The organism is Citrobacter sp. Cpo090, assembly GCF_030332665.1.
Lineage (GTDB): Bacteria > Pseudomonadota > Gammaproteobacteria > Enterobacterales > Enterobacteriaceae > Citrobacter > Citrobacter portucalensis.
Window position 1 is genome coordinate 40716 of sequence record NZ_JAOWHK010000023.1, and the last position, 26134, is coordinate 66849.

29 protein-coding genes and 1 pseudogene are annotated in these 26134 nt (G+C 51.0%); 15 read left to right on the plus strand and 15 right to left on the minus strand.

Translation table 11 applies throughout. The annotated features are described in order from the left end of the window. Positions 1–59 precede the first annotated feature (59 nt). Complete coding sequence (fdhD, locus tag OGY83_RS02055; protein WP_286615325.1) at positions 60–896, plus strand: formate dehydrogenase accessory sulfurtransferase FdhD; 837 nt, start codon at positions 60–62, stop codon at positions 894–896. On the opposite strand, the gene OGY83_RS02060 is transcribed toward fdhD, so the two are convergent. Further along, positions 863–1369, minus strand: a complete 507-nt coding sequence (locus OGY83_RS02060; RefSeq protein ID WP_286635113.1) for a YgjV family protein — start codon at positions 1367–1369, stop codon at positions 863–865. The two genes, fdhD and OGY83_RS02060, sit on opposite strands and share 34 nt — an antisense overlap. Positions 1370–1427: 58 nt before the next feature. Beyond that, positions 1428–1949, minus strand: a complete 522-nt coding sequence (locus tag OGY83_RS02065) for a Crp/Fnr family transcriptional regulator (protein ID WP_286635115.1) — start codon at positions 1947–1949, stop codon at positions 1428–1430. Positions 1950–2078: 129 nt separating this feature from the next. Here OGY83_RS02065 and OGY83_RS02070 point away from each other — a divergent pair, with 129 nt between their 5' ends. Further along, a complete protein-coding gene (locus OGY83_RS02070; RefSeq protein WP_003825262.1) occupies positions 2079–2291 on the plus strand; it encodes a YdgH/BhsA/McbA family protein in 213 nt (70 codons plus the stop codon). A gap of 42 nt (positions 2292–2333) precedes the next feature. Here the strand turns inward: OGY83_RS02070 and OGY83_RS02075 are convergent, their stop codons facing one another. Continuing rightward, positions 2334–2657: an AzlD domain-containing protein gene (locus OGY83_RS02075; protein ID WP_079939305.1), complete on the minus strand. Its 324-nt coding sequence runs from the start codon at positions 2655–2657 to the stop codon at positions 2334–2336. Next, complete coding sequence (locus tag OGY83_RS02080; protein ID WP_003825259.1) at positions 2657–3316, minus strand: AzlC family ABC transporter permease; 660 nt, start codon at positions 3314–3316, stop codon at positions 2657–2659. Before OGY83_RS02080 ends, OGY83_RS02075 begins: the two co-directional genes overlap by 1 nt. A gap of 101 nt (positions 3317–3417) precedes the next feature. Here OGY83_RS02080 and OGY83_RS02085 point away from each other — a divergent pair, with 101 nt between their 5' ends. Beyond that, a complete protein-coding gene (locus tag OGY83_RS02085; protein ID WP_003825255.1) occupies positions 3418–3966 on the plus strand; it encodes a helix-turn-helix domain-containing protein in 549 nt (182 codons plus the stop codon). Between the two features lie 57 nt (positions 3967–4023). Here the strand turns inward: OGY83_RS02085 and rhaM are convergent, their stop codons facing one another. From rhaM to rhaB, 5 genes are all read right to left on the minus strand, one after another. Next, positions 4024–4338, minus strand: a complete 315-nt coding sequence (gene rhaM, locus OGY83_RS02090; protein WP_003825253.1) for an L-rhamnose mutarotase — start codon at positions 4336–4338, stop codon at positions 4024–4026. Continuing rightward, positions 4335–5483, minus strand: a complete 1149-nt coding sequence (gene fucO / locus OGY83_RS02095) for a lactaldehyde reductase (protein WP_191227951.1) — start codon at positions 5481–5483, stop codon at positions 4335–4337. Before fucO ends, rhaM begins: the two co-directional genes overlap by 4 nt. A gap of 74 nt (positions 5484–5557) precedes the next feature. After that, on the minus strand, positions 5558–6385 hold the full coding sequence (rhaD, locus tag OGY83_RS02100; RefSeq protein ID WP_123269182.1) for a rhamnulose-1-phosphate aldolase: 828 nt from the start codon (positions 6383–6385) through the stop codon (positions 5558–5560). Positions 6386–6528: 143 nt separating this feature from the next. After that, positions 6529–7788: an L-rhamnose isomerase gene (gene rhaA, locus OGY83_RS02105; RefSeq protein ID WP_286635120.1), complete on the minus strand. Its 1260-nt coding sequence runs from the start codon at positions 7786–7788 to the stop codon at positions 6529–6531. Beyond that, complete coding sequence (gene rhaB / locus OGY83_RS02110) at positions 7785–9254, minus strand: rhamnulokinase (RefSeq protein ID WP_191227949.1); 1470 nt, start codon at positions 9252–9254, stop codon at positions 7785–7787. The genes rhaA and rhaB overlap by 4 nt, the downstream gene beginning before the upstream one ends. A 303-nt stretch (positions 9255–9557) precedes the next feature. On the opposite strand from rhaB, the gene rhaS reads away from it, so the two are divergent. From rhaS to OGY83_RS02130, 4 genes and pseudogenes are all read left to right on the plus strand, one after another. Further along, on the plus strand, positions 9558–10406 hold the full coding sequence (gene rhaS / locus OGY83_RS02115) for an HTH-type transcriptional activator RhaS (RefSeq protein ID WP_149281834.1): 849 nt from the start codon (positions 9558–9560) through the stop codon (positions 10404–10406). A 152-nt stretch (positions 10407–10558) separates the two neighbouring features. Further along, a complete protein-coding gene (gene rhaR, locus OGY83_RS02120) occupies positions 10559–11398 on the plus strand; it encodes an HTH-type transcriptional activator RhaR (RefSeq protein WP_286635123.1) in 840 nt (279 codons plus the stop codon). 181 nt (positions 11399–11579) lie between these two features. Next, positions 11580–12293, plus strand: a complete 714-nt coding sequence (locus OGY83_RS02125; protein WP_286635124.1) for a hypothetical protein — start codon at positions 11580–11582, stop codon at positions 12291–12293. A gap of 178 nt (positions 12294–12471) precedes the next feature. Beyond that, positions 12472–12654, plus strand: a pseudogene (locus tag OGY83_RS02130) (type VI secretion system tube protein Hcp); the annotation flags it as partial. Between the two features lie 109 nt (positions 12655–12763). Here the strand turns inward: OGY83_RS02130 and rhaT are convergent. After that, the gene (rhaT, locus tag OGY83_RS02135; RefSeq protein WP_286635126.1) at positions 12764–13798 is read right to left on the minus strand and encodes an L-rhamnose/proton symporter RhaT; all 1035 of its coding nucleotides are present in this window, start codon (positions 13796–13798) and stop codon (positions 12764–12766) included. A 289-nt stretch (positions 13799–14087) separates the two neighbouring features. Here rhaT and sodA point away from each other — a divergent pair, with 289 nt between their 5' ends. Together sodA and kdgT are read left to right on the plus strand one after the other, a co-directional pair. Continuing rightward, positions 14088–14708 (plus strand): superoxide dismutase [Mn], encoded by a 621-nt coding sequence (gene sodA / locus OGY83_RS02140; protein ID WP_003825239.1) that lies wholly within the window; start codon positions 14088–14090, stop codon positions 14706–14708. 233 nt (positions 14709–14941) lie between these two features. Then, entirely contained in the window at positions 14942–15925 is a 984-nt protein-coding gene (gene kdgT, locus OGY83_RS02145) for a 2-keto-3-deoxygluconate transporter (RefSeq protein WP_020996114.1), read from the plus strand. 41 nt (positions 15926–15966) lie between these two features. On the opposite strand, the gene OGY83_RS02150 is transcribed toward kdgT, so the two are convergent. Next, the gene (locus OGY83_RS02150) at positions 15967–16863 is read right to left on the minus strand and encodes a dihydrodipicolinate synthase family protein (protein ID WP_079939315.1); all 897 of its coding nucleotides are present in this window, start codon (positions 16861–16863) and stop codon (positions 15967–15969) included. Positions 16864–17015: 152 nt separating this feature from the next. Between OGY83_RS02150 and yiiM the strand changes: the two genes are divergently transcribed. The 4 genes from yiiM to OGY83_RS02170 all read left to right on the plus strand — a co-directional run bounded on the left by yiiM (position 17016) and on the right by OGY83_RS02170 (position 20957). Next, entirely contained in the window at positions 17016–17690 is a 675-nt protein-coding gene (gene yiiM, locus OGY83_RS02155; protein WP_048215189.1) for a 6-hydroxyaminopurine reductase, read from the plus strand. 227 nt (positions 17691–17917) lie between these two features. Then, the gene (locus OGY83_RS02160; RefSeq protein WP_079939316.1) at positions 17918–18622 is read left to right on the plus strand and encodes a GntR family transcriptional regulator; all 705 of its coding nucleotides are present in this window, start codon (positions 17918–17920) and stop codon (positions 18620–18622) included. Between the two features lie 8 nt (positions 18623–18630). Then, positions 18631–19584, plus strand: a complete 954-nt coding sequence (locus OGY83_RS02165) for a sugar phosphate isomerase/epimerase family protein (protein WP_191234375.1) — start codon at positions 18631–18633, stop codon at positions 19582–19584. 122 nt (positions 19585–19706) lie between these two features. Beyond that, positions 19707–20957, plus strand: a complete 1251-nt coding sequence (locus OGY83_RS02170) for an MFS transporter (RefSeq protein ID WP_122973888.1) — start codon at positions 19707–19709, stop codon at positions 20955–20957. 40 nt (positions 20958–20997) lie between these two features. Here OGY83_RS02170 and cpxA read toward each other — a convergent pair whose 3' ends face one another. Continuing rightward, on the minus strand, positions 20998–22371 hold the full coding sequence (gene cpxA, locus OGY83_RS02175; RefSeq protein ID WP_003028758.1) for an envelope stress sensor histidine kinase CpxA: 1374 nt from the start codon (positions 22369–22371) through the stop codon (positions 20998–21000). Beyond that, positions 22368–23066, minus strand: coding sequence for an envelope stress response regulator transcription factor CpxR (gene cpxR / locus OGY83_RS02180; protein ID WP_003028763.1), 699 nt, complete (start codon positions 23064–23066; stop codon positions 22368–22370). The genes cpxA and cpxR overlap by 4 nt, the downstream gene beginning before the upstream one ends. A 150-nt stretch (positions 23067–23216) precedes the next feature. On the opposite strand from cpxR, the gene cpxP reads away from it, so the two are divergent. Continuing rightward, entirely contained in the window at positions 23217–23717 is a 501-nt protein-coding gene (gene cpxP, locus OGY83_RS02185; RefSeq protein WP_008787022.1) for a cell-envelope stress modulator CpxP, read from the plus strand. A 207-nt stretch (positions 23718–23924) separates the two neighbouring features. On the opposite strand, the gene OGY83_RS02190 is transcribed toward cpxP, so the two are convergent. Next, on the minus strand, positions 23925–24284 hold the full coding sequence (locus tag OGY83_RS02190; protein ID WP_079939318.1) for a putative T6SS immunity periplasmic lipoprotein: 360 nt from the start codon (positions 24282–24284) through the stop codon (positions 23925–23927). Beyond that, entirely contained in the window at positions 24281–24844 is a 564-nt protein-coding gene (locus OGY83_RS02195; RefSeq protein ID WP_286635128.1) for a type IV secretion protein Rhs, read from the minus strand. The genes OGY83_RS02190 and OGY83_RS02195 overlap by 4 nt, the downstream gene beginning before the upstream one ends. 250 nt (positions 24845–25094) lie before the next feature. On the opposite strand from OGY83_RS02195, the gene fieF reads away from it, so the two are divergent. Next, positions 25095–25997: a CDF family cation-efflux transporter FieF gene (fieF, locus tag OGY83_RS02200; protein ID WP_003825216.1), complete on the plus strand. Its 903-nt coding sequence runs from the start codon at positions 25095–25097 to the stop codon at positions 25995–25997. Positions 25998–26134 lie beyond the last annotated feature (137 nt).

The window sequence follows — 26134 nt, forward strand, 5'->3', positions numbered from 1 at the left end:
AGGGATTTGTAAAGAATACCACAATGTTGGTATGCGTGTTCCAATATGGTTAAAAGAAAGTGAATAAGATTATTCAAGAAAACATCAAGAATGTGACATCTTCGACAGGATCTCGCCAGTTGACCCTCTGGAAACGCGAGGATTTGCAACATCCTCAGCCTGATGAGGTAGCTGAAGAAGTGCCTGTTGCGCTGGTATACAACGGGATTTCGCACGTGGTGATGATGGCATCACCGAAAGATCTTGCGCACTTCGCGATGGGTTTTTCACTTTCTGAAGGCATTATTGAGTCCCCGCAGGATATCTATGGAATGGACGTGGTGCCTTCCTGCAACGGATTGGAAGTGCAGGTTGAGCTGTCCAGCCGTCGCTTTATGGGGCTGAAGGAGCGCCGTCGCGCGCTGGCCGGACGCACCGGTTGCGGCGTTTGTGGCGTGGAGCAGCTCAATGACATTGGCAAGCCGGTCCAGCCGCTGCCGTTTACCCAGACATTCGATCTGGCGAATCTCGATCATGCTTTACGACATCTCATGGATTTTCAACCTGTAGGGCAACTGACAGGTTGCACGCACGCGGCTGCCTGGGTACAGCCGTCAGGTCATCTGGCGGGCGGGCATGAAGATGTTGGACGTCATGTTGCGTTGGATAAATTGCTGGGACGACGTGCAATCGAAGGAGAAACCTGGCAACAGGGCGCGGTATTAGTCTCCAGCCGCGCCAGTTATGAGATGGTGCAGAAGTCGGCGATGTGCGGTGTGGAGATCTTGTTTGCTGTTTCTGCGGCGACAACGCTTGCCGTGGAAGTTGCCGAACGTTGTAACCTGACGCTGGTGGGTTTTTGCAAACCGGGCAGGGCGACGATCTATACGCATCCGCAACGTCTGGTCGCGCTGTGACGCCACCAGGCAGCCAGAATACTGCCTGAAAACGCCAGTTCCATGATTACGGCAACTGGCGAGCCAACAATCACATTGTTCAGCAGCCAACACAGGCTGCCGCACAGAGTGTATCCCCGTAATTTTCCGCTGCGTTTTTGAAATGACGCAAAGGTCATCAGCAGGCTTCCCATCAGCGGCAAAATACTCGTCAGATTCTGCCAAAGATAAACGCTACACAGCAGCGACCCCAGCATAAATCCCCACATCACCCAGCGATGAAACGTGACGATGGCCGTCGCAAAGCGGCATGCGGCAATGATCATTAACCCAGCCGCAGCGTGTTGATCTAAAAGATAGAAATGGATAGCTAACAGAGAAGTAGAGCTAGTGAGCAGCGCTAAAGTGATAGCCCTGCGTTGAAAATGAAAAGCGGAAATATCCAGTAAGAAGCTGATGCCAGCCAGCATCTGAGAGAGAAGAAATGCGTTCATTGTGGTCGCCATCTATTAAAGAATGACGGGACAATAATCGACGCATCACCGTAAGGCGTTAACCTTTGTTAAGACGCTGGCGAATGCGGGACAGGCTAACGGGGGTAATGCCGATATAGTTGGCGAGATCGCGCTGGGTGAGCTGTGACTCCCAGTCCGGGAAGTGCGTTTGTACGTACTGGTAGCGTTGCTCTGGGGTATTGAGCAGCAGCATTTGCTCTTTTTTCTCTTTGTAGATCAATTGCTGGACCAGTAGCTGGGTCTTAATATCCTGATTTTCCGGCGCATCCAGCAAAGCCAGGGGGATTTCAGTGATTTCTCCAGCGGCGATCATTTGCAGACTGTAATCGGCAGGCGTGTTAGTTAGCCAGTTCAGGTACAGAAAGCAGTATTCCCCGGCAAAGTAGAACTCTTTAACCCTTTCAACGCCGTTGTCCGCGTGATAAACCGCACGAGCCACACCATGATGTAAAAGATGAATTTTACTTTGTGGTTCACCCTGACGAAGTAACCAACTCCCCGCTGGTTGCGTTTTTCTACGGCTGCCAGCAAGCCATTGTGGTTCCTGATTACGTGACATTTTATCTCTCAAATAATTTGAATAAGACTGGCAAATCCTTCCGCTTTCAGTTGTGTGATGAGATGGCTATTATTTATCACATCAAGGCACGGTGCCTTACTCAAACAACTAAGTTAAAGGGTTTATATCATGAAAAGCATCAAAACTTTTGTCGCAGTTATCGCTCTGGCTACTTCTTTCGGTTCTTTCGCTGCTCAGACAGTTACCGCAACCGGTTCTACGCTGGAAAGCGCTGAAGCAAAAATCGCCGCTCAGGCTGAACGTGCGGGTGCCAGCGATTACAAAATCACTCAGGCATACACCGGTAACCGCGTGCACATGACCGCCGAACTGCTGAAATAAGATATCTTAGTACTGTCGAAAGAGCGCCCTTGAGGCGCTTTTTTAGTTTATGCCCGCCATTCGCAGCAATGCGGTCACCACTGCGGCAGCGACGATCACCACGATTAGCGGCAGCTTGCGCCAGGCGAGAAATACCGCAAAAGCCACGCCCAGCACGCGCGCCATGCCAGCGAAGTGTTCGCCTTCGTAAAAGGTGGTCGCCAGCGCAACGGAGAACAATAATACCGTTGCGGCGTCGGAAAGTAGCGCCTGCGAGCGTTCCGAGAACGCTAAACGACTCCCAAGCTTCGCTCCTCCTAAACGCATTAAATACGTTCCCAGAGATAACATGGCGATACCGACGATAAACAGCGTCATGTTGCCCATTATTTTTTCCTTGTCAGTAAGCCAAACAGTGAAAGCAGAACCGGTAAACCGACCGGCGCAAAGGGGATAGCCGCAAGCGACAACCCGGCACCGCTACAGGCGCGAATCAGCGTGGTGCGGTTTTTAAAGGCCGGGACCACTAAGGCTAATAAAATTGCAGGGAAGACGGCATCCAGACCGATGGTTTCCGGGGCGGGGAGCAGTTTGCCGACGCCCGCGCCGATCAGTGTGCCAACAGGCCAGAAAATCGCGACGCCCAGACCGCACAGCCAGAAGGCGGCTTTACGTTGTTCGGGCGTTTTTTGCGACAGGCCAAAGACTACGCTTTCGTCGTTCATGATATGACAGCCGAGGAAACTCGCAGCCCGGGAGCCCACCAGATCGCGCACCGTGACGCCAAACGGCACGTGTCGGGCGTTGACCAGTAAACCGGCAGCCGCAGCCGCCAGTGGGTTACCGCCGCTGGCGACGATGCCGATAAACATAAACTCGGAAGCACCCGCCAGTACCGTAATCGAAAGCACAAACGGTACCCACAGCGGGAAGCCGTAGGCCATCGCCAGCGAGCCGTATGACATGCCGACTACGCCGACGGCCAGACAGACTAAAAATATTGCTTTTATCGTGTCGCCTTTGAGACTGGAAAAATAATGTTTCATACCGTTTTAGCCATATCGAACGAATTTCCATTATAATGAACGCGACCAGTTAATATTACAAGTCGAACGATTCGTTCGATATAAAGAACATGGAGTCGTGAATGACCCAGCCCATCAGTATGATCGCGAAAAGCCTTGTGCGTGAACGTCAGCGCACCGGTTTGTCATTGGCAGAGATTGCCCGTCGCGCAGGGATTGCAAAATCGACACTCTCGCAATTGGAAGCGGGCAATGGCAATCCTAGCCTGGAAACGCTCTGGTCGCTGTGTGTGGCGTTAGATATTCCCTTTGCTCGCCTGCTGGAGCCGCAGGAACAAAAAACGCAGGTGATTCGCCGCGGCGAAGGGACAAAGGTGGTGGCTGAGCAGGCCCACTATCAGGCCATTTTACTGGCCGCCTGCCCACCGGGGGCGCGGCGGGATATCTATCTGCTGCTGACGCAGCCGGGCGCGGATCGGATTTCACAGCCGCATCCACCGGGATCGGTTGAACACATCATCGTGACGCAGGGTAAGGCGATGGTAGGATTGACGGAAGCGCCGGAGGAGTTAGGCGAGGGGGACTATATTTGTTACCCCGCCGATCGGGCGCATATTTTTAAAGCGCTGGAGCCTGACACCCAGGCGATTCTGGTTTCTGAGCAAAACTAACGGTTATGTTGCGTTGTGCCGGATGCGGCGCGTTAGCGCCTTATCCGGCCTACAAGACTACTGCAGATAAAACACTTCTTTTAGCTCTGCGCTAACCGGGCTGTTGTCCGGGTTTGCTGGCATTACGTCACGCATATGCTTCCACCAACGTTGGCAAACGTCGGTGCTGGCAACGGCGTTCCAGCGTTCTTCGGACTCAATCTCAACGGTGGCGAACAGCAGATTGCGCGCCTGATCGAGATAAATCGCGTAGTGATGGGCACCGTGCTCTTTCAGCACCGCTTCCAGTTCTGGCCAGATGGGATTATGACGGCGCTGGTATTCAACGTGCGCGTCGGCATTCACCTGCATCACAAAGGCCTTGCGGATCATAACGCCTCCAGATACAGCTCGCGGACCTCGTCGCGGCTGGCGGTGCGCGGGTTGCACGGCGCACACGGATCGGCCAACGCTTTATCCAGCCAGCCTTCAATATCCTCTTTCGTCACGCCAAGGGAGCTAAAGCCCGCAGGAATACCGACACGCTTGCTAAGTGCACGAATCGCGTTGATGGCCTCCATACTTGCCGCTTCATCGCTCATGTCACGGGTATCGACGCCCATCGCCTGCGCCACGCGGGCAAAGCGCGCCACGGCGTTCGGGCGGTTAAAGTTTTCGATTACCGGCAGCAGGATGGCGTTGCAGACGCCGTGCGGCAGATTATGGGTTGCGCCCGGCTGGTGAGCCAGCGCATGCACCAGACCCAGACCGGCGCTGTTGAATGCCATCCCCGCCAGGTACTGACCAAACGCCATTTGCTCACGAGCTTCGAGGTTATGACCGTCGTCGACCGCTTTTGGTAGCCACAGGTTGATCAGGCGAATCGCTTCCAGCGCGTTAGCGTCGGTGAGCGGATGCGCGCCAACGGAAACATAGGCTTCCACCGCGTGGGTCAGGGCGTCCATACCGGTTGCGGCGGTGACGGAGGCCGGGATTTCCAGCATCACGCTGGCATCATCCACGGCGATATCCGGGATGATATTCGGGTCGATGATCACCTCTTTGACCTTACGGGCAGAGTCGATAATGACCGCGTTGCTGGTCATCTCTGCTGCCGTACCGGCGGTAGTATTGATGGCGACCAGCGGGACTCCCGCATTTTTCACTTTGCCCACGCCGGAATAAGCGGTAGAAGGACCAGGGTTGGCTGTCAGGATTTTCACCGCTTTGGCGGTATCGATCGGGCTGCCGCCACCGAAGGCGATGATGTAGTCACATTCTGCGTTCTGATAGGCCGCAAAACCTTGCTGCACCAGCTCTTCTGTCGGGTTCGGGAATACTTCATCAAACAGGTGGTAAGACATTTGATGCTTATCCAGCGCGGTAAACAGGCTATCCAGCAGGCCCAGTTTCACCAGTTGCCCATCGGTGACGATCAGCGCTTTGCCCCATTGTTTATTCGCCACGAGATTCACCATATCGGCAATCGCGCCGGCGCCATGCAGGCTAATTTTTGGTAGTGCCAACATAAAGCTCATCACTATTCTCCTTAATAATAAAATCCTGTAGGCCGGATAAGATGAAGCCGCATCCGGCGTTGCGTTGGGAGGTATCAGTACAGCTCTATGGCGCTTGCCAGCGGTGTCACACCAAAACGTTTACCAAGTGCGACCAGCTCTTCACGTGAGATGGTCTGCTTCATACCGCCCATCGAAAAGATTTTGACTAAAACTTCGGCAGATTTCTCTGCGGTATCTATCAAACCGAACGCTTCGTCGAGGGTAGGTCCGCTGCCGAACACGCCGTGGAACGGCCACAGTACCAGCGAGTGTTTCTGCATTTCCTCGGCGGTTGCCTGGCCGATTTCATCTGTACCCGGCACCATCCACGGCAGAATGCCAACGCCATCCGGGAACACTACCAGGCACTCGGTGCTGCCTTCCCACAGCTTGCGGGTAATCAGCGCTGTGTTGTTTTCCAGTACGTAGGTCAGAGCGATCAGGTTGGTGGCATGGCAGTGCATGATCACGCGGTCTTTACCGTTCGTCGCTTTAATGCGTTCGCAGTGAGAGAGGAAGTGAGCCGGCAGTTCAGAGGTCGGTACGGCCTCGTGGGTCAGGCCCCAGAGGATGTGGTAGCCCGCACCGTCGCTGTCTACTTTTACTACGCCCAAATTTGCCGCGGGATCGAGCTGGACGTTACGGAAAAATTTACCGGAACCGGTGACGATAAACGGCGTGTTTGCCAGCAGTGGCATCGGTTGACTTAGCGCAATATAGCGTGGTTTTTCGTAGAAATCGGCGCTAAACGGTGCGATATCTGCTTCATCAAGACGCAGCGTCAGGTTGCCGCCGTTACGCTCGTCCCAGCCTTTCAGCCACGCATCAGAAGTGGCTTTGATCATCCCCTGGACGAACCAGGAAGTAGTAATTTTTTGCATGTTCGGTGTTCCTGTTTATTGCCCGAACGTTATCGGGTCTTACGTAGGCCGGATAAGCGAAGCGCCACCCGGCAATCGTGTTTCATTTATTGCCGGATGGCGACGCGGGGCGTCTTATCCGGCCTACAAGCCTGGTGTCACGGTTAGCTACGTTTGCTCAAAATCTCTTTTTCATAAGCGCGCACGCTGTCCAGCCATTGGCTGCCCGCAGGCGTGTCGTGGCGCTGGCAATACATCTCCCAGACGGCCTGCCACGGCAGCGATTTTTGCTCTTCCAGCAGGGCCAGGCGTGCGGTGTAGTCGCCGCTGGCTTCGAGCTGACGCAGTTGTTCGGTGGGTTCTAACAGCGCGCGCAGCAGGGCTTTTTTCATATTGCGGGTGCCGATCACCCACGCGGCGATGCGGTTAATGGAGGCGTCGAAGAAGTCGAGGCCAATGTGTACGCGGTCAAACAGGTTGTGGCGAACGATCTCGCTGGCAATCGCCTGAGTTTCATCATCCAGCAGTACCACGTGATCGCTGTCCCAGCGCACTGGACGGCTGACGTGCAGCAGGAGGTGCGGTACATACAGCATGGCGGCGGAGATTTTGTCGGAGATCACTTCAGTCGGATGGAAGTGACCCGCATCCAGACACAGCGCGGTCTGGCGGCTGGTGGCGTAACCCATGTAGAACTCGTTAGAGCCCACGGTATAGCTTTCCGCACCGATGCCAAACAGCTTGCTTTCGACGGCATCGATATGGTGCGTCGGGTCGAGTTTCTCGCTGATCACTTCGTCCAGTGCGTCCAGCAGACGCTGGCGCGGCGCTAAACGGTCAACAGTGATGTCTTTCATGCCATCCGGGATCCAGATGTTCATCACCGATGGTGTGCCCAACTGCTCGCCAAAATACGCCGAGACGCGACGGCTGGCTTTGCAGTGATCGATCCAGAACTGGCGAATGGTGTCGTCGGCGTGCGCCAGCGTGAAGCCGTCGGCGCTCAGCGGGTGAGAGAAGCAGGACGGGTTGAAATCCAGCCCTAACTGGTTCGCTTTCGCCCACTCAACCCAGTTTTTAAAGTGCTCAGGTTTGATTTGGTTGCGGGCAACCGGTGTATCCGATTCCAGATAGATCGCGTGCAAATTCAGACGTTTGGGTCCCGGAATCAGGCTTAGCGCTTGCTCCAGATCGGCCCGCAGTTCGGTGGCGTTACGCGCTTTACCCGGATAGTTACCGGTAGCCTGAATACCGCCAGTGAGCGAGCCTTCCGGGTTTTCGAAACCGGCGACATCATCGCCCTGCCAGCAGTGCATGGAGACCGGCAGGCGATCGAGCTGGCGTAAGGCCGCCTCGACATCAATGCCTACCGCGGCGAAACGTAGTTTTGCCAGTTCCCAGGCTTGTTCAAGTTGAGTGGTCATGCGCAAAGCTCCTTTGTCTGTCGTAGTGATTGAAACTGCGCCTGGTAGCGGGCAATTTCACTTTCAGGATTGGGAATGAAGGTGGTCAGGTCATAGTTGGCGCGCACCACCTGACGGAAATCATCGACGTTGTTCAGCTCGTCCAGCGTCATCAGCTGGATGCCGATATTGCCGAGCGTGGAGGCCTCAATCGGCCCGGACATCACGCGAATACCGCAGGCATCCGCGCACAGTTGGTTCAGTAAGGTGTTCTGGCAGCCGCCACCGACAATGTGCAGTTGGCTAAATGCTGCACCACGCAGTTGTGCCAGTTCTTGCAGGATGTCGGCGTACAGCAACGCCAGGCTGTCGAAGATACAGCGCGCCAGTTCGGCGTTTTGCAGGGGAACGGGTTGGCCCGATTCACGGCATGCCGCCTGAATTTCTGCACTCATATCGTCGGGATTGATAAAGCGATCGTCGTTCGGGTTTATCAGGAACTGGCAGGCCGGCAGCGCTTGCGTTTGGCTGATAAGCGTTGGCAGGTCGGTAATCTGACGCTCTTTTAACACGCGCTGGAGCAGCCATAGTCCCATGATATTTTTCAGGACACGGTAGCGTCCTTCCGCGCCGCCTTCGTTGGTGATATTCGCCGCCAGCGCCGCATCGTTGGTATACGGTGTTCTGCTCTCAAAGCCCATCAGCGACCAGGTCCCGGAAGAGAGATAGGCGCTGTTTTTATCGGCCAATGGCGACGCGATGACCGCGCTGGCCGTGTCATGACTGGCGACGGCGACAACCGGAATTTGGTTTTTCTGTGGGCAAATCCAGTGGCCGATCACGTTCCCCGGATGCGTCGGGCGACCAAACCAGGCTTTGTCTGCCCCGGTCCACGCCAGCAGTGTGTCATCCCAGTCGTCGGTATTGATATTGACTAGCTGGGTGGTGGTGGCATTGGTGTATTCCCAGTTCATTTTGCCGGTCAGGCGAAAGCTGAAGTAGTCGGGGATCAGCAGGGCATGGGCCACCTGTGGGAGCAGTTCTGGCTGCTGTTCAACCAATGCACGTAGCTGATACAGGGTGTTAAAGGGCAGAAACTGAATGCCGCTACGGCGGTAAATTTCACCTTTACCCGGCTGCTCCATCGCCTGCGCCATAATGCCGGTCGTGCGGCTGTCACGGTAAGAGACCGGCAGACCGACACGTTGACCGACGTTATCGATCAGAACGTAATCCACGCCCCAGGTATCAATGCCGATGCTGTCTATGCGAATGCCTTCATCGCAGACTTTTTTCAGGCCAAGGCGAATATCGTTTTCCAGGCTGTCGATGTCCCAGGTGTCAAAACCGTCTGTTTTTTGCAGGCAGTTCACGAAGCGGTGGATTTCACGCAGCGTCAGAGAGCGGTGTTCACTGTCGTAACGCGCCAGCATTACGCGCCCACTGGATGCGCCGAGATCGACTGCGACACAATGGCGAAAAGTCATAGCGAGGTCCTTCTGAGTTTTATTGCACTCAGTCTAAGAACCCCAGATAACGCGTACCTTCTTGACAGTGACAGGCACAATTAGCGGCTGGCAACATGGCAAAGGTGAACGTGATGTTGTTCACAATTTCTTTTAATAGGACCGGTTTTAGCGGATGTGACGTCTTCCGCAATTCCCGATCTTTCCCGCCGTTTCTTGAAGAATTGACCGTGTTTACGCACTTTGGCGTCAAAAATTTAAGGTGAGGGTGATAACCCTTAATTACTATTCAGCCATGTTCATTTGATCGGGAAGGATGTCATCATGACGGTATTGCATTGCGTGGATTTTTTTCCGACAGGTAAAGCGCCAGTGGCTATTGAACCGCGGCTTCCTCAACCTGCATTTCCAGAACATCATCATGATTTTCATGAAATTGTGGTGGTCGAACATGGAACGGGGATCCATGTGTTCAACGGGCAGCCTTACACCATCAGCGGCGGTACGGTGTGTTTCGTTCGCGATCATGACCGGCATTTATATGAACATACTGACAATCTGTGCCTGACCAATGTGTTGTATCGCTCCCCGGATGCGTTTCAATTTCTGGCTGGACTGAATCAGCTTTTACCTCAGGAACAGAACGGGCAGTATCCCTCCCACTGGCGGGTTAATCAGGGCGTGTTGCAGCAGGTTCGACAACTGGTGGGGCAGATGGAAGCGCTCGGTGAGGGGATGGATACACCAACGGCGGCAAATCGCGAGATCCTGTTTATGCAGCTGCTGGTGCTGCTGCGTAAAAGCAGCCTGATGGAAGCTGCGACCGATAACGACGCGCGGCTTAACCTTCTGATGGCCTGGCTGGAAGATAACTTTGCCGACGAGGTGTGTTGGGAGGCGCTGGCCGAGAGGTTTTCCCTCTCTTTGCGCACTCTGCATCGCCAGCTCAAACAGCAAACTGGATTGACGCCACAGCGCTACCTTAACCGCTTGCGGCTGATCAAGGCCCGGCATCTGCTTCGCCACAGTGATGACAGTGTGACAGACATCGCTTATCTCTGCGGATTCGGCGACAGTAACCACTTTTCGACGCTTTTTCGCCGTGAGTTCAAGTGGTCACCACGCGATATTCGCCAGGGGCGCGATCTCGTTGTGGCAAGCAGCCTCCAGTAACGCGAAAGCTATCAACGTTTTTTACCGCCGAATCTCAGATAATCATGCCCCTTAATGCCGGATGGTGGCTACGCCTTATCCGGCCTACGTGGATGCCCTGTAGGCCGGATAAGCGCAGCGCATCCGGCAAGCATTCAGGTTGAGGTCATGTGATGGCGAATCAGCTAATCCTTCTGAAATCAGACTTCTTTGCGCATGAGCAGCAGGCTGTCGCCGTGGCTGATCGCTATCCGCAGGATGTCTTTGCTGAGCATACCCACGAGTTTTGCGAGCTGGTCATGGTCTGGCGCGGCAATGGCCTGCATGTCCTTAACGATCGCCCGTACCGGATAACCCGTGGTGATCTGTTTTACATTCGCGCCGAAGATAAACACTCCTACACCTCCGTGAACGACCTTGTGCTGCAAAATATCATCTACTGCCCGGAGCGGTTGACGCTGAATGTTGACTGGCAAGGGGCGATCCCCGGATTTGACGGTACGCCGAGGCAGCCGCACTGGCGACTCGGCAGCGTTGGCATGACTCAGGCCCGACAGGTGATAAGCCAGCTTGAGCATGAAAGCAATCAGCGTGATGCACAGGCTTTTACCATGGCTGAGCTGCTGTTCGGGCAACTGGTGACACACCTTAAGCGGCATCGTTATGCCACCGATACGCTCTCGGCGACCTCCAGTGAAACGCTGCTGGATAAACTGATCACCGCGTTAGCTGGTAGCCATGAGCATGCATTCGAACTGGATACGTTTTGCGAGCGCGAACGGTGCAGCGAGCGCGTTTTGCGCCAGCAGTTTCGCAGCCAGACCGGGATGACTATCAACCAGTATCTCCGCCAGGTGCGGGTTTGCCATGCGCAGTATCTGCTCAAACATAGTCGGTTGATGATCAGTGAGATTTCCATGCGCTGCGGCTTTGAGGACAGTAACTACTTTTCGGTGGTATTTACGCGGGAAACCGGGATGACGCCGAGCCAGTGGCGTCATCTGGCTGAGTGAGGAATCATAATAATATCGCATATTAGGGTGATAAAATCTGACAGCGAATACTTCTATAAAATAAAATCTCCACGATGGTTTATTGCTGTAAATAAAGAGTAAAATAGGAATAACGCCCATTATCATGGGGGGCGTGAACGTATATGATAATTTATCATCATAAATGACTGAGAGCTAAGTAATGCAGGCGTCTGACTATTTAAGGATGAAGTTTCAAAATGATAGACGGCTGGCTCTAACCACTCAGAATGCTGTTGGTGGGGTTTTTCAATCAGCCAGAGGTGTTGCTTCAGATATATATTCTGGTATTGAGCGAGCTAGTTGGTATTCATCATGTTTTATACCTCAGTGCAATGATATTTGTCAGGAGTTAAAATCTGAAGAAATAAGGATGCTCTATTCCATTGAGTCAATATATAGATATCGTGATGTAATTATATATATGCTTTATTTGTATTTCATAACAATAAATGATGATGTTGATGAAGGTAATCCCGAAGGCTCGGCTCGTCAATTTATCAGAAAAATGTCTGCACTGGCTACTCATATGAATATTGCGGGAGGGACTCGGTATGCTTTTGCTTCCGCGGCTTCTATTGCGTTGTCTCAGTCTGGCTTCATGTCGAAAATCATCGTTGAGCGTTTATCTGCAAAACTGCCGCAAGCGGTATTTTTGCTGCAATTTTTCGGAGTTCAACAAAAGTGCGCTCTTACTGCGCGGCAGCTAAAAGGAATTGATCCAGATTATTATTGGGTTTTATATCAGGCAAAGCTTGAAATGCTCTATTATTTTGTTGAACCAGCTATTTCCAATATGATTAGTAGAGTAAAGTCAAAGCGCTTCTCAAATTTTGATAATTTAGCGGATTTTTTGCAGAGGGATTTTGGTGTTTAATAGTTTGATCACACTTTTATTAGAAAGTGTAGTATTTCCAGCGCTGGTAATAGGCTTTGGTCTGTTATGGCTTCATCTATTTCCTGAATATTGTCTTTTACTAACATTAATAACGCTTATTTTTTTGATGTGGTTTTTCCCCCGGTTGACTTCACTATTCACTAAGTTTAAATAAAAGGAGTATTTCAACATAATCCTTCACAACGTGAAGCTCACTTCAATCACGCCTGATTTATATCCTGGCGCAGCAACAGGCACACATCTTGAGACTATTCTGCTGCGCTACGAGAAAATTACCTGGAAACATTGTGACGGTAATATCATTTATACCGATGAATGGAATCAACGTACAATCTATTAAGTCAGCTTTTGGGCAACGTGAAAATGGGTGTGAGGAATTATTTACTAATGATGGGAACTGGTGGATAGATGACGCCGAGCCAGTGGCGTCATCTCAGTACTCAACATGCTTAGTTGGCCATTCCCAGACCGACAATGTTTGCCGCGACAATAATTACCACGCAGCCGAGGCTCAGCACGCTAACCGGGCGGCGACCCGCGTTTTTCCACTCTTTCAATACCAGACCGACAATCCCACCGCACAGAACATAGAAGCTCATGTGCAGCATCCAGCTTACATAGTCATACTGCGCCGGAATACGCGCGTGGCCCCAGGCGTAGAAGAAGAATTGCAGATACCACATCAAGCCACCAAGCGCAGAGAGCAGTACGTTGGTGATAATCAGCGGTTTGGCTAACGAGAAGTCGGCTTTTATCGACAAGTTCTTCACTTTTGCCAGACGAATGAAGCAGAAGCCCAGGTTAACAAGTGCGCCACCGCCCATAATGACCACATAGCTAGGCAGGGCGACATACAGCGGATCGACGCCCAGCGCGGCGGCGGCATCGTGCATCGGTTTCGCCGCGTTCATCGCAAAGGACATCCCGGCGGAGAAAATACCGCACATGACGGCCAGAACCAGCCCTTTTTTCAGGTTGAAATCTTCTGCTTTGATACCCATTTTGCGTTCTTTTAACTGGCCGGCACGGGTAACAATGCCCACACCAATCAGCGCGACCAGCACGCCAAGCAGCGTCATGCGGCCACCGGAAGTATTGATCAATACATCAAAATTGCCGTTGATAATCGGGGTCATCAGCGTGCCGACAATCAGCGTAATACCTATCGCAATCCCGATACCCATCGACATACCGAGATAGCGCATGGTCAGGCCATAGTTGATATTGCCAATCCCCCACATCGCACCAAACAGAAATACCGGTGCCAGCGTGGAGAGGCTGAAGGAGCTGAAGTAGGCCCAGAAATCGGGAAGTAACATGGCGCTGATGGTCCACGGCAGGATTATCCAGGAGACGATCCCGCCAACCGACCACATCGTTTCCCATGACCAATGTTTGACTTGCTTGAACGGGGCATAGAAACAGGCGGCACTGGCTGCCCCTATCAAATGCCAAAAGATACCCATCGTAATCGCGTTACTCATGACTTAATCCTCGTTATTTTTTATCGTCGGTAATGACCCCTCCGACCTAACGAGTTTAAAAATTACGCAGGTGGTTAACCTTTTAACGATTGCCGTCCTTTTGCGCATGTTGGCAATCATCACGTTAAGTGGGTGATTCGGCTCACATCTTTAACAATGGATTTGATTCATTAAGACCCTGTAAAAAGTACGGCATTGATAATCATTTTCAATATCATTTAATTAACTATAATGACCCAACTGCTTACGCGGCGTTAACACTGGCCGCCCGACAATACTGGAGATGATTATGAGTTATACACTGCCATCCCTGCCGTACGCTTATGATGCCCTTGAACCGCACTTCGATAAGCAGACGATGGAAATCCACCACACCAAACACCACCAGGCTTACGTAAACAACGCCAACGCTGCGCTGGAAAGCTTGCCTGAATTCGCCAGCCTGTCCGTTGAAGAGCTGATCACCAAACTGGATCAACTGCCAGCAGACAAGAAAACCGTACTGCGTAACAACGCGGGCGGTCACGCTAACCACAGCCTGTTCTGGAAAGGCCTGAAAACCGGTACTACGCTGCAGGGCGACCTGAAAGCGGCTATCGAACGTGATTTCGGCTCCGTTGACAACTTCAAAGCTGAATTTGAAAAAGCAGCGGCAACCCGCTTTGGCTCCGGCTGGGCGTGGCTGGTTCTGAAAGGTGACAAACTGGCTGTAGTCTCCACCGCCAACCAGGATTCCCCGCTGATGGGTGAAGCTATCTCTGGCGCTTCCGGTTTCCCAATCGTGGGCCTGGACGTTTGGGAACACGCTTACTACCTGAAATTCCAGAACCGTCGCCCGGACTACATCAAAGAGTTCTGGAACGTGGTGAACTGGGACGAAGCTGCCGCGCGTTTCGCAGCAAAAAAATAAGTTCTACGCTTTAACGAAGCCCTGCAAGCGATGCTTGTGGGGTTTTTTTGTGATCAAACTCAATATAAAAACGATGATCCACTTAAATTGAAACAAGGTTTTATTATGCGAGTGGGATCACTTTTATAGTCTCTACGAATGTCTATCTTCTTTTCATCAAGACGGGCGCATCTCAAAGCAAGATGCAATCGCCCATAAAAATTGCCCCATTTTTATGTCTACAGGTGATGGAAATGCAGATCAAACGTACGATAGAGAAAATCCCAGGCGGTATGATGCTGGTGCCGCTTTTCCTGGGCGCGTTGTGTCACACCTTTTCCCCCGGCGCCGGGAAATATTTCGGCTCCTTTACCAACGGTATGATCACCGGTACGGTACCTATCCTGGCAGTCTGGTTCTTTTGCATGGGGGCGTCGATCAAGCTAAGCGCCACCGGAACCGTGCTGCGTAAATCAGGTACGTTAGTCATAACCAAGATTCTGGTGGCGTGGGTGGTTGCAGCGATTGCTTCACGCATTCTGCCGGAACATGGCGTAGAGGTCGGATTCTTCGCTGGGTTGTCTACGCTGGCGCTGGTGGCCGCGATGGATATGACCAACGGCGGGCTGTATGCCTCGATTATGCAGCAGTACGGCACCAAAGAAGAGGCCGGGGCGTTTGTCCTGATGTCGCTGGAATCTGGTCCGCTGATGACCATGGTGATTCTGGGAACCGCCGGGATCGCTTCGTTTGAACCGCACGTATTTGTTGGTGCAGTATTGCCGTTCCTGATTGGCTTTGCGTTGGGGAATCTGGACCCTGAACTGCGGGAGTTCTTCAGCAAAGCGGTGCAGACGCTGATCCCGTTCTTTGCCTTCGCATTAGGTAACACCATTGATTTGAGCGTGATTGCGCAGACCGGCGTGCTGGGTATTCTGCTGGGCGTGGCGGTGATTATCATCACTGGTATTCCATTGATTATCGCCGATAAGCTGATTGGTGGTGGCGATGGTACGGCGGGGATTGCCGCTTCCAGTTCTGCGGGTGCGGCGGTGGCTACGCCTGTGCTAATTGCTGAAATGGTTCCGGCATTTAAACCGATGGCACCGGCAGCAACTTCCCTGGTCGCCACGTCGGTGATTGTGACCTCCATTCTGGTGCCGATTATCACGTCTATCTGGTCGAAAAGGGCCAAAGCAAGGGCGGCGGAAATTGATATTCGTGGTACCGTGAAGTAAGTCTCTTAAGCCGGATGGTCTGCACCATCCGGCTTAACTATTTACCCTTTGACGACAAACACCTCATCGATTGTTCGGCACTCACTCTCGTTCAACTCTCCACCGGCATTACGTGACACGCCGGTACAATAGCCAAACTTACGCGATACCACGGTTTTGATGGTGGTGACAAAATCTTCGCCTATGGCATAGATGGACATGTAGGTGCCAATCTGGTCCTGAATATCGCGAAGCGCTGCCAGGTCGCCCTGTTTAAACGCCTCCCGCGCGCTGACAAACAGTTCCGGCATGACGTTGTTCAACCCTGAAATAATCCCCGCGCCACCTGCCAACAGGTTGGGAATGTAGTATTCGTCATAGCCGGACAGCACGGCAAAATCCTCCCGCACGGCGCGGGTGGTCTGAATCATGCTGCGGGTATGGGACTGACAGTCGACGGTGTCTTTAATGCCAGCAAAATTCGGGAACTCGGCGGCGAGGGTGGCTACCAGTTCGGGGGTTAAATCGCAGCCGGTGCGTGCCGGGAAGTTATAAGCAAACCATTTACCGCTGAGTTTCTGCCCCAACTGACGGAAGTAGCTCAGCAGCTGTTTCGCCGTTTGTCCGTAGTAGTAGGGCGGCAGGATCATCACGGCATCGTAATCTGAGCGATACGCTTCCTGTGCCATCAATAAAACATCATTCTGGCAGGTGGATGAGACGTTGGCGACCATCTTTAGCGAGCTCATGGCGCGGGCCTCACGGATCAGCAGCAGCCTTTCTTCGAGCGTAAAGGAAGCAAATTCCCCGATGCTGCCCATCAGCAAAATCACGTCGATTTTGGCCTCGGTAAGGCGTTTGAGATGCTGGCTCAGACCGTTGAGATCGATCTTGCCGTCATTGTCCATTGGCGTAATGGAAGGACACCAGACGCCAGCAAATTGCGATTGACCAGTCACGTTGTCGACTCCTTATTTGAAATGATGTTTCAAAACCAGATTACATTGATAGCATGTGTCCCTAACTTTCATGTGAACCGTGCTCTCATTTTGAGCGACTGGGGTAAAATAAATGTGGTGTAATGGGGGAAATTTATCGGGAGAGGGAACAGATGCGATATCCGGTCGATGTTTTTACGGGCAAAGTTCGGGACTACACGGGAAGCCGTCCCAGCGCGATTGCTAAAGTCCAGATTGACGGTGAGTTGATGCTGACCGAACTGGGGCTGACGGGGGATGAACAGGCGGAAACGAAAATTCATGGCGGGCCGGATCGCGCGCTGTGTCACTATCCGCGTGAACACTATCAGCACTGGAGACAAGCGTTCCCGGAGCAGGCGGAGCTATTTGTCGCGCCCGCGTTTGGTGAGAACCTCTCTACTGAGGGGCTGACTGAAGAGAATGTGTATATTGGTGACATTTTCCAGTGGGGAGAGGCGCTGATTCAGGTCACGCAGCCGCGCTCGCCGTGCTTTAAGCTGAATTTCCATTTTGGCATCAGCGATATGGCCAGCCAGATGCAGGATGCAGGTAAGACGGGCTGGCTGTGCAGCGTCATCGCGCCTGGTCAGGTGTCAGCAGACGCGCCGTTGATCCTGGCGTCACGCGTAAGCGACGTCAGCGTGCGGGAGGCAATTGCTATCGCCTGGCATATGCCGTTTGATGATTCGCAATATCACCGTCTACTGTCGGCTGCCGGGTTATCAAAAAGCTGGACCAGAACGATGCAAAAGCGTCGTTTAAGCGGCAAGATCGAAGACAATTCCCGCCGTTTGTGGGGAAAATAAACCCACCTTAATCTTGCAATTAAATCAGGTGGCGACACCTGATTTACCTCTCCCCGTGGTTCATCTCTCTGCGTACCAAACCGGGCAAAAACCTGACGGTCACGGTTTGCTTCAAAGCCATTCTTGATACCTGGTCCACAAAAAGAAACTCTGCGTTGAAAAAAAACTTGAGTATTTCCTGCACTCAAATATCTTAGCTTCAAATTGGTTTAAACCAGATGAGCAAAATGAAAAAGAAAAACAATGTTGATGTGCTCAGAGAGCGCTTTGAAAGCTGGTTAAACGAGAAGAATTTACCAGCGGGGTCCAAATTGCCTTCAGAAAGGGAGCTATGTGAGCTGCTGGATGCAAAGCGTATGACCTTACGTCAGGTTCTGATTGAGCTTGAGATCGATGCGCGTATTTTCCGCAAGAACCGCAGTGGTTGGTTTATTTCGTCGAAGCGATTTATTTATAACCCTAAATCACTTTCCAGCTTCAATGCTGAAGCCTGTGCTCAGGGACGTAAGCCTTTTTGGGATTATTTAACCAAAGAAACCATTGATACAGTTCCGCATCATGTTGATGATGTTTTTCTCTCCTCCGGCGATCGCTATTTAGTTACCGGCTGGTGCGGTCTTGATTCACATAAAGTGTTTTACCATGAATCCTATATTGATGCCGCTGTTGCGCCAGGATTCATTAATAAATTGGGCAATCAGTCTTTTGCCAGCGTCTGGGAAGATGCGTTTGGCCATGTTTTAAATATCAAAGAAATGATTTTTAAACCGGTTAATATGCCAGAAGTGGCCTGCAAAGAGCTGGGTGTTGCGCCTAATACGTATGGAATTTTAGTAGAAAAACATCGGGCTACCCGAGATAAAAAAGTGGTTCAGGTTGATTTTGAATACTGGCGACTTGAATCAGTGGAACTTGTTATTCGCGATGAATGAGAAAAATAATGGGAAAATGTAACCAAGAACTTCTTGCGGAACGCGCGAGAAATATACCGCTGTACCTACATGCTTATGCTTTTCATCTGAATATGCGCTATGAGAGAGTCCTGCCGGGGGATCTTCTGGATATTGCGCATCAGCAAAAATTGAAGGGTGTAAAAATACATGTTGAGGATGGTGAGTCCCAATCACTGCAGAAACTGAACGATCAGCAGCTACACGATTTTAAAGAGAAGGCCAAAAAATATAATCTGGATGTGCATATCGAAACGAGCGCATCGGATAAGGCGACATTGACGGATGCCATCCGTATTGCTGTTGCTACTGGTGCAACTTCAGTGCGTTTCTACCCGCGTTATGAAGGGCATCTGAACGATGTTATGGCGAAGATTGCCAATGATATTGCGTGGCTGTCTCAGTATGACGATTGCGGACTAAGCTTTACTATCGAACAGCATGAAGATCTGCAAGGCCATGAGCTGGTGACGCTGGTGAACAATAGCGGGATGAAAAATCTCTCTATTCTGTTTGATTTTGGCAACATGATTAATGCTAATGAACAGCCGCTTTCTGCGTTAGAGGTTATGTCTCCTCTGATCACTCAGGTGCATATCAAAGACGCTAAAATTATTAAAGAAGGTAAAGGCTGGGGGCATGAGGCTTGTCGTTCAGGACACGGCGATTTACCCATGGAAGAGATGCTCAAGGCATTATTACTTTTAGGTGAAGATAAACCGCAAGTACATGCTTTTGGTCTGGAAGAAGAAGTTGAATATTATGCCCCTGCATTTCGCTTCGACGATGAGGGTGATAACCCCTGGATCCCATGGCGCGATGCAAGTTATACACCGTTGCCCGACAATGACATGATCGATGCGCGACTGGCGCAGGAAAAAGAACATGCTCTTGCCCAAATAAAATACATTCGTGATATGTGTGACAAGTTTATAGGCAATTAATTAGTTTTCTTAAAATATTATTAAATACGGAAAGGATTATGAAAATAATCCCCTGGCTTTATTAATTATATAATCTAATTTAGATATTTCTCTCAACAAGCAATGAGGGTTTAATCATGTTCATGAATAAATGGGCAAGGCTTTGTTTTTTGATTTTAGGCGGCGGCACGATATTTAAGCTTTCAAGTATGAAAGATGTTTTCTATGTGCCAATGCAGAATGACTGGGGGTTAACCAATACGCAAATTGGGTTGAGCTTTACGGTTTATACGATTGTTCAGACAACCGGGCTTTTTCTTTCTCTCTATATCGCAGACCGTTACTCCAAGAAAATATTATTACCGTTCGGTCTGATTGGCGTTGGGTTATGTGGTTTATATTTAGCGACCCTACCGTCATTTACCGGTTATCTCATTTGCTTTGCCGCGATGGCGTTCTTTGCCGATGTGGTTTATTGGCCGGTATTGCTGAAAGCTGTTCGTTTGCTGGGCACGAAAGAAGAACAAGGACGCATGTTCGGCTTTTTAGAAGCCGGACGTGGCGTGGTGGATGTTATCGTTGCTTCTGGCGCTCTGTTTGTCTTCGTCCAGTTTGGTGAAGGTAAAGCGGGGATGCAGGCGGGCCTGTTGTTCTATACGGTAATTACGCTTGTGGCAGGTATTGTGACGTACTTTATTGTCGATGATGACAAAGTGAAAGGCGGCGAGAAAACCAGTGCCAACATGGAAGTGTTAAAGGGTATCAAACATGTTTTGTCCTGCCCTAACGTTTGGCTGGCTTCTTTAGGTATTTTCTTCGTTTACGCCGCGTACTGTGGCCTGACTTACTTTATTCCGTTCTTAAAAGATATCTATATGCTGCCGGTAGCACTCGTTGGTGCGTACGGCATCATCAACCAGTATGCGTTAAAAATGGTAGGTGGGCCGATTGGTGGAATGTTGGCAGATAAAGTTGCTAAATCACCGACAGTGTATCTGAAGTGGACGTTCCTGATCTCTGCTGTTGCGATGCTTGTGTTCATGCAGTTACCGCATCAAACAATGAACGTGTATATCGGTATGGCGGCGACATTAGGGTTTGGAGCGATTATCTTCTCACAGCGCGCCATTTTCTTCGCGCCAATGGATGAGATTGGTACCCCACGTGAGTACGCGGGTTCAGCAATGGCATTTGGCTGCATCATCGGATATATGCCAGCGATGTTTGCGTACACGTTATACGGCTATTTACTGGATACCAATAGCGGCATCACGGGCTACAACTATGTCTTTAGCGTGATGATTGCATTCAGCTTAATGGGCTTTATCTGTTCGACCATTCTGGTGAAGCGGATTAAAAAGCAAAAGCTAGCGGCTGCAGAAGTGACAGCATAAGGTGAGAGCTTCCCCGGCACGAGGCTACCGGGGAAGCCTGTTAAGCGCGTTTGTACAGCGGCAACCAAATCACCAGCCGTAAACCACCCAGCGGGCTGTCTTCGGCCTTCACCCAGCCACGATGCTGCTGGATTGCGGTTTCAACAATCGCCAGGCCCAGACCTGTTCCGCCAGACTCGCGATCGCGCGCCTCATCGGTACGATAGAACGGACGGAAAATCTGTTCTCTGTCTTCAGGGCTTACGCCCGGACCATCGTCGTCTACGGTAATGGTAATCCCGTCGATATCCACCGCGAAACCAACTTCAATCTTGGTGTGTGAATAGCGCAGGGCGTTGCGCACAATGTTTTCCAGCGCGCTTTCCAGTGCATTTGGGTTGCCGTACAGCGGCCACGGACCCGGCGGAAAATTCACCGTGAGCGATTTACCCATCTGCTCAGCTTCAAAGGCGGCGTTATCCAGCACTTCGCCCCACAGCTGATTAGCTTTCACCGTTTCACTGACCAGCGCGTTTTTCTGCTGATTACGTGACATCACCAGCAGGTCGTTGATCATGCTGTCCAGTCGGTGAGCTTCTGTTTCAATGCGCTCCAGCTCTTTGCTCTCACCGCTACGACGGCGCAGCAGAGCTGTGCCCAGTTGCAGACGCGTTAGCGGTGTTCTCAGCTCGTGAGAGATGTCCGACAGCAGGCGTTGCTGTGTGGTCATCATCCGTTCCAGCGCTGTCACCATCTGGTTAAAGCTGGCGCCTGCCGCCAGAAACTCCTGCGGACCGGCTTCCAGTTCCGGATGCTGACGCAGGTTGCCCTGGGCCACTTCATCCGCCGCGTTTTTCAACTTACGCGCTGGTTTCGCCAGACTCCAGGCAAGCCAAAGCAATAGCGGAGAGCTGACTAACATGGTGACGATCAGCAACAACAGCGGTCGGTCAAACAGCAGGTTGATAAAGTCAGATTGTGAGCTGCTGGCAGGTCGTATGAGATACAGCTGGTAGTTATCTTCACCGTCTCTGACGGAGAAAGGCCCGACCATCTCAACGCGACCGTATTTTTTCTTTTGCGGATGGTCGGCGTTATCGGCCTGACCAATAAAGTTACGAATGATCTGCATTTCGTTGCGTTCTGCGCCGATCACGCGTCCTTCCGTCGTAACAAGTAATAACCGCTGTCCTGGCGGCGCCCACTTGTCTATCGCCCGAAACAAGCGACGCCACCACATCAAATCGTTGGGTGGATCGTTCGCCAGTTCAGCTTCAACGTGTTGCTCAATCATCAACCCCTGGCGCTGCTCGCTGTCCAGTAGCTCGGTCATCTGGCGTGAGTCGAGCTTGGGTAACATCAGTACCAACATCAACACCAGTGCCAGCGTCAACCAGAAGATGGCAAAGATGCGTGCGGTTAAGCTCCCTATCATGAAGCGGAGACCATCAGGTAGCCGCGACCACGCAGAGTTTTAAACCACGGGTGTCCGTCTTTACGCTCTGGCAGCTTACGACGCAGGTTCGAGATATGCATATCGATCGCGCGATCGAAAGGCGTCAGGCGTTTGCCCAGCACTTCCTGGCTCAGGTGCTCACGCGAAACCACCTGACCGAGATGCTGTGCCAGCAAATAGAGCAGGGTGAATTCGGTGCCGGTTAACTCCAGAATTTGCCCGTCAAAGCTGGCTTCCTGGCGACCCGGATTAAGGCTTAACGCATCTACTTCCAGAGTCGGCGAGCCGTTATCGCTGTTCTGCTGCTGTTCGCTCCAGTGCGAGCGACGCAGAATAGCGCGGATGCGCGCGACCAGTTCACGGTCGTTAAACGGTTTAGGTAAATAGTCGTCCGCGCCCAGCTCAAGGCCAAGTACGCGATCCAATTCGCTGCCGCGAGCGGTCAGCATGATTACGGGTGTCTGGTGTGTCTGACGAAGTGCTTTCAGCGTATCAATGCCGTTTTTCTTCGGCATCATGACGTCGAGCAAAAGTAAATCGATGCTGTCATCCAGAAGCTCAAGCGCCTGTTCCCCATCATAGGCAACCAGCACATCGAAACCTTCCATTTCGAGCAACTCCTTTAACAGGGAAGTCAGCTCTCGGTCATCATCAACTAACAGGATTTTATTCATTGTTTACGTACCTCCGAGGCAGAAATTACGTCATCAGGCGTCGCTAATCTATGACTTTACGTTGTTTTACACCCCCTGACGCATGTTTGCAGCCCGAATCGTAAACTGTCTCTCGTTGAATCGCGACAGAAAAGATTTTGGGAGCAAGTGATGGGCAAAGTTACCGCTGCCGTCATGGCCTCAACGCTGGCACTCAGTACATTTAGCCATGCAGCTGAAGTCGTCACAGGCGATCACTGGCACCTGGGTGAAGGCTCATCGCAACGCAGCGTTCAGAGCCACATGTTTGACGGTATCAGTTTAACCGAACATCAACGTCAACAGATGCGAGATTTAATGCAGCAGGCAAGACACGAACAGCCTCCTGTTAATGTTAGCGAAATGGAGACAATGCATCGCCTTGTCACCGCAGAGAAATTTGATGAAAGCGCAGTGCGCGCTCAGGCAGAAAGAATGGCGCAAGAACAGGTTGCCCGCCAGGTTGAAATAGCCAGGATCCGCAACCAGATGTATCGCCTGTTAACGCCAGAGCAGCAAGCGGTTTTAAATGAGAAACATGAACAACGAATGGAGCAACTGCGCGACGTAGCGCACTGGAAAAAAAGCTCATCGTTGAATTTATTGAGTAGTAGCAACTCACGTTCCCAGTAGTAACCCTGTTTTCCTTGCCATAGACACCATCCCTGTCTTCCCCCACATGATGTGGGGGTTTTTTTTGCCTAAAATTACAGTGAATTACCAAAGATAAACAGCTACTTGCAGATAGTATTTGGAGCTGAAAACAGCTTTTGTTATGTGTGGCTGACTTCAATGTAACTTACTGCCTTTATGTAGAGCGGCGTGATCTGATAATAATGCTTAGCTTTTTCCTAAATCCAACACTTTTCCATCATTGGTAATGATAAATGTGTAGTAGTGATTTTTTCCATTTAAGGTATAGCTTGCACCATACACCACCCCTTTTTCTAAATTGACCGTGAAGCAGGTACTTGGGTAGATGAGATGTTTAAAATCGCCGACTAATAATTTTTTATCTTCTCTACCATTAGTTGACAGAATATAGCGGTTTAACACATCATTTTTATCTATGGTAAAGCAAACACGATTGCCATCTACGTAGATCGCCTGTCGTTCACCGGACTCTGCACCCTCTCTGCCTTTCCCTGGGCACCCGGCCAGAAATAAAAGTAAAGGGAGAAAAAAGAACGATTTCTTCATATCGGAAAGCTCCCGAGTACCTTTTCATATTTCTGCATTAATTCCAGCGCCGGTTCTTCTGGGTCATAATCACGGTAAACATACAGATCGCTATGCCCATCAAACCCATAGTGCTTTAACAACCAGTAATCGCTGACTAAGGATGCTTGTTGCTCCAGTACGTAATCAAGTAGATTTTTTTCATTTAGGCTGTATGTATAGTCAGCTGCCCATGAGAACGCCCCACGTGTTCGTACCCACATTCCATATTGGTGCTGCCAAACATGCATCATTTCATGCAAAAAAAGATGCTGGGCATTTGGAGTTGGCTGTTTTGTTGGCATCGAGAAATCATCTTCGTATTTTATTGTTCTAAACCACATTTCGCCGTCAGGCGTCATCGCCTGACCTGGGTTTTGAGTATCAAAAGGAAGATAACTTTCCAGATGAACCCAAACCTGATGGTAAAGAATGCTGAAGCCAAAGAGCGAGTTTGCAAGATTTATCTCGCCAAGCCTTAACCTACGCAGACCTCCTTCTTGGATCGGTTTCCAGTCAATAGAATTAGGGTAATACGCCATCTTAATCCCTCAAGATATGTTGATTGAGCGTTTATCGTACACCTAAAGTAAATGAGGATTAGAAGTGTTACAGAGAGGCCTTAAAAATTCAGAATAAAACGTATTCAGGTGACGTATTGCTGCAACATTCCATCCTTGTCTTTCCCCATATGATGTGGGGTTTTTTTTTGCCCAAAATTTGTCCCTCGGTTATTGCCTGACTGTTTTACTTCATCCGTTATACTAGCGGCATATCCTGGCAGGAGTGTTTATGAATCAAACCTATGGGCGGCTGGTGAGCCGGGCGGCAATCGCGGCAACCGTGATGGCATCGCTGTTACTTTTGATCAAAATTTTTGCGTGGTGGTACACCGGATCGGTCAGTATTCTGGCTGCACTGGTGGATTCTCTGGTGGACATCGCGGCGTCATTAACCAACCTGTTGGTGGTGCGCTATTCGCTGCAGCCCGCCGATGATGAACATACGTTCGGACACGGAAAAGCGGAATCGCTGGCGGCGCTGGCGCAAAGCATGTTTATTTCCGGTTCGGCGCTGTTTTTATTCCTGACCGGGATTCAGCATCTCATCCAACCCACGCCGATGAAAGATCCGGGCGTCGGGGTGGTTGTCACCATCATTGCGTTAGTATGTACAATCATTCTGGTCTCGTTTCAGCGCTGGGTAGTGAAGCGCACGCAAAGTCAGGCCGTTCGGGCAGATATGCTTCATTATCAGTCTGATGTTATGATGAACGGTGCGATTCTCATTGCGCTCGGGCTGGCATGGTACGGTTGGCATCGTGCGGATGCCTTGTTTGCGCTCGGGATTGGCATCTATATTTTATATAGCGCATTACGCATGGGGTATGAGGCAGTGCAATCTTTGCTGGATCGCGCTTTACCCGATGAGGAACGTCAGGAAATTATTGATATCGTGACGTCATGGCCTGGAGTCAGCGGCGCCCACGATCTTCGCACGCGGCAGTCAGGGCCGACCCGCTTTATTCAGATTCATTTGGAAATGGAAGATAATCTGCCGCTCGTTCAGGCGCATTTAGTGGCTGAACAGGTTGAGCAGGCAATTTTACGGCGTTTCCCGGGATCGGATGTCATCATTCATCAGGATCCCTGTTCAGTCGTACCCAAGGAAGGCAAGATGTTTGAGCTTTCATAATTCGTTGTAAAAAAAGTGAACCGGGCCAGCATTTTGTGTATAAATTACCACCATTTGGCCTGACCTGAATCAATTCAGCAGGAAGTGATTGTTATACTATCTGCATATTCGTTGGATCGTTTCGATATGCGGAATCG

Bases quoted from the DNA above. Each gene is read 5' to 3' on its own strand.
- rhaT (WP_286635126.1), bottom strand. From the start codon at position 13,798: ATGAGTAACGCGATTACGATGGGTATCTTTTGGCATTTGATAGGGGCA.
- OGY83_RS02080 (WP_003825259.1), bottom strand. From the start codon at position 3,316: ATGAAACATTATTTTTCCAGTCTCAAAGGCGACACGATAAAAGCAATA.
- yiiM (WP_048215189.1), top strand. From the start codon at position 17,016: ATGCGATATCCGGTCGATGTTTTTACGGGCAAAGTTCGGGACTACACG.
- rhaS (WP_149281834.1), top strand. From the start codon at position 9,558: ATGACGGTATTGCATTGCGTGGATTTTTTTCCGACAGGTAAAGCGCCA.
- fieF (WP_003825216.1), top strand. From the start codon at position 25,095: ATGAATCAAACCTATGGGCGGCTGGTGAGCCGGGCGGCAATCGCGGCA.
- sodA (WP_003825239.1), top strand. From the start codon at position 14,088: ATGAGTTATACACTGCCATCCCTGCCGTACGCTTATGATGCCCTTGAA.
- rhaM (WP_003825253.1), bottom strand. From the start codon at position 4,338: ATGATCCGCAAGGCCTTTGTGATGCAGGTGAATGCCGACGCGCACGTT.
- OGY83_RS02060 (WP_286635113.1), bottom strand. From the start codon at position 1,369: ATGAACGCATTTCTTCTCTCTCAGATGCTGGCTGGCATCAGCTTCTTA.
- rhaR (WP_286635123.1), top strand. From the start codon at position 10,559: ATGGCGAATCAGCTAATCCTTCTGAAATCAGACTTCTTTGCGCATGAG.
- OGY83_RS02190 (WP_079939318.1), bottom strand. From the start codon at position 24,284: ATGAAGAAATCGTTCTTTTTTCTCCCTTTACTTTTATTTCTGGCCGGG.
- cpxP (WP_008787022.1), top strand. From the start codon at position 23,217: ATGGGCAAAGTTACCGCTGCCGTCATGGCCTCAACGCTGGCACTCAGT.
- rhaD (WP_123269182.1), bottom strand. From the start codon at position 6,385: ATGCAAAAAATTACTACTTCCTGGTTCGTCCAGGGGATGATCAAAGCC.
- OGY83_RS02065 (WP_286635115.1), bottom strand. From the start codon at position 1,949: ATGTCACGTAATCAGGAACCACAATGGCTTGCTGGCAGCCGTAGAAAA.
- fucO (WP_191227951.1), bottom strand. From the start codon at position 5,483: ATGAGCTTTATGTTGGCACTACCAAAAATTAGCCTGCATGGCGCCGGC.
- kdgT (WP_020996114.1), top strand. From the start codon at position 14,942: ATGCAGATCAAACGTACGATAGAGAAAATCCCAGGCGGTATGATGCTG.
- OGY83_RS02195 (WP_286635128.1), bottom strand. From the start codon at position 24,844: ATGGCGTATTACCCTAATTCTATTGACTGGAAACCGATCCAAGAAGGA.
- OGY83_RS02165 (WP_191234375.1), top strand. From the start codon at position 18,631: ATGGGAAAATGTAACCAAGAACTTCTTGCGGAACGCGCGAGAAATATA.
- rhaB (WP_191227949.1), bottom strand. From the start codon at position 9,254: ATGACTTTTCGCCATTGTGTCGCAGTCGATCTCGGCGCATCCAGTGGG.
- cpxR (WP_003028763.1), bottom strand. From the start codon at position 23,066: ATGAATAAAATCCTGTTAGTTGATGATGACCGAGAGCTGACTTCCCTG.
- cpxA (WP_003028758.1), bottom strand. From the start codon at position 22,371: ATGATAGGGAGCTTAACCGCACGCATCTTTGCCATCTTCTGGTTGACG.
- OGY83_RS02160 (WP_079939316.1), top strand. From the start codon at position 17,918: ATGAAAAAGAAAAACAATGTTGATGTGCTCAGAGAGCGCTTTGAAAGC.
- OGY83_RS02170 (WP_122973888.1), top strand. From the start codon at position 19,707: ATGAATAAATGGGCAAGGCTTTGTTTTTTGATTTTAGGCGGCGGCACG.
- rhaA (WP_286635120.1), bottom strand. From the start codon at position 7,788: ATGACCACTCAACTTGAACAAGCCTGGGAACTGGCAAAACTACGTTTC.
- OGY83_RS02070 (WP_003825262.1), top strand. From the start codon at position 2,079: ATGAAAAGCATCAAAACTTTTGTCGCAGTTATCGCTCTGGCTACTTCT.
- OGY83_RS02085 (WP_003825255.1), top strand. From the start codon at position 3,418: ATGACCCAGCCCATCAGTATGATCGCGAAAAGCCTTGTGCGTGAACGT.
- OGY83_RS02075 (WP_079939305.1), bottom strand. From the start codon at position 2,657: ATGGGCAACATGACGCTGTTTATCGTCGGTATCGCCATGTTATCTCTG.
- OGY83_RS02125 (WP_286635124.1), top strand. From the start codon at position 11,580: ATGCAGGCGTCTGACTATTTAAGGATGAAGTTTCAAAATGATAGACGG.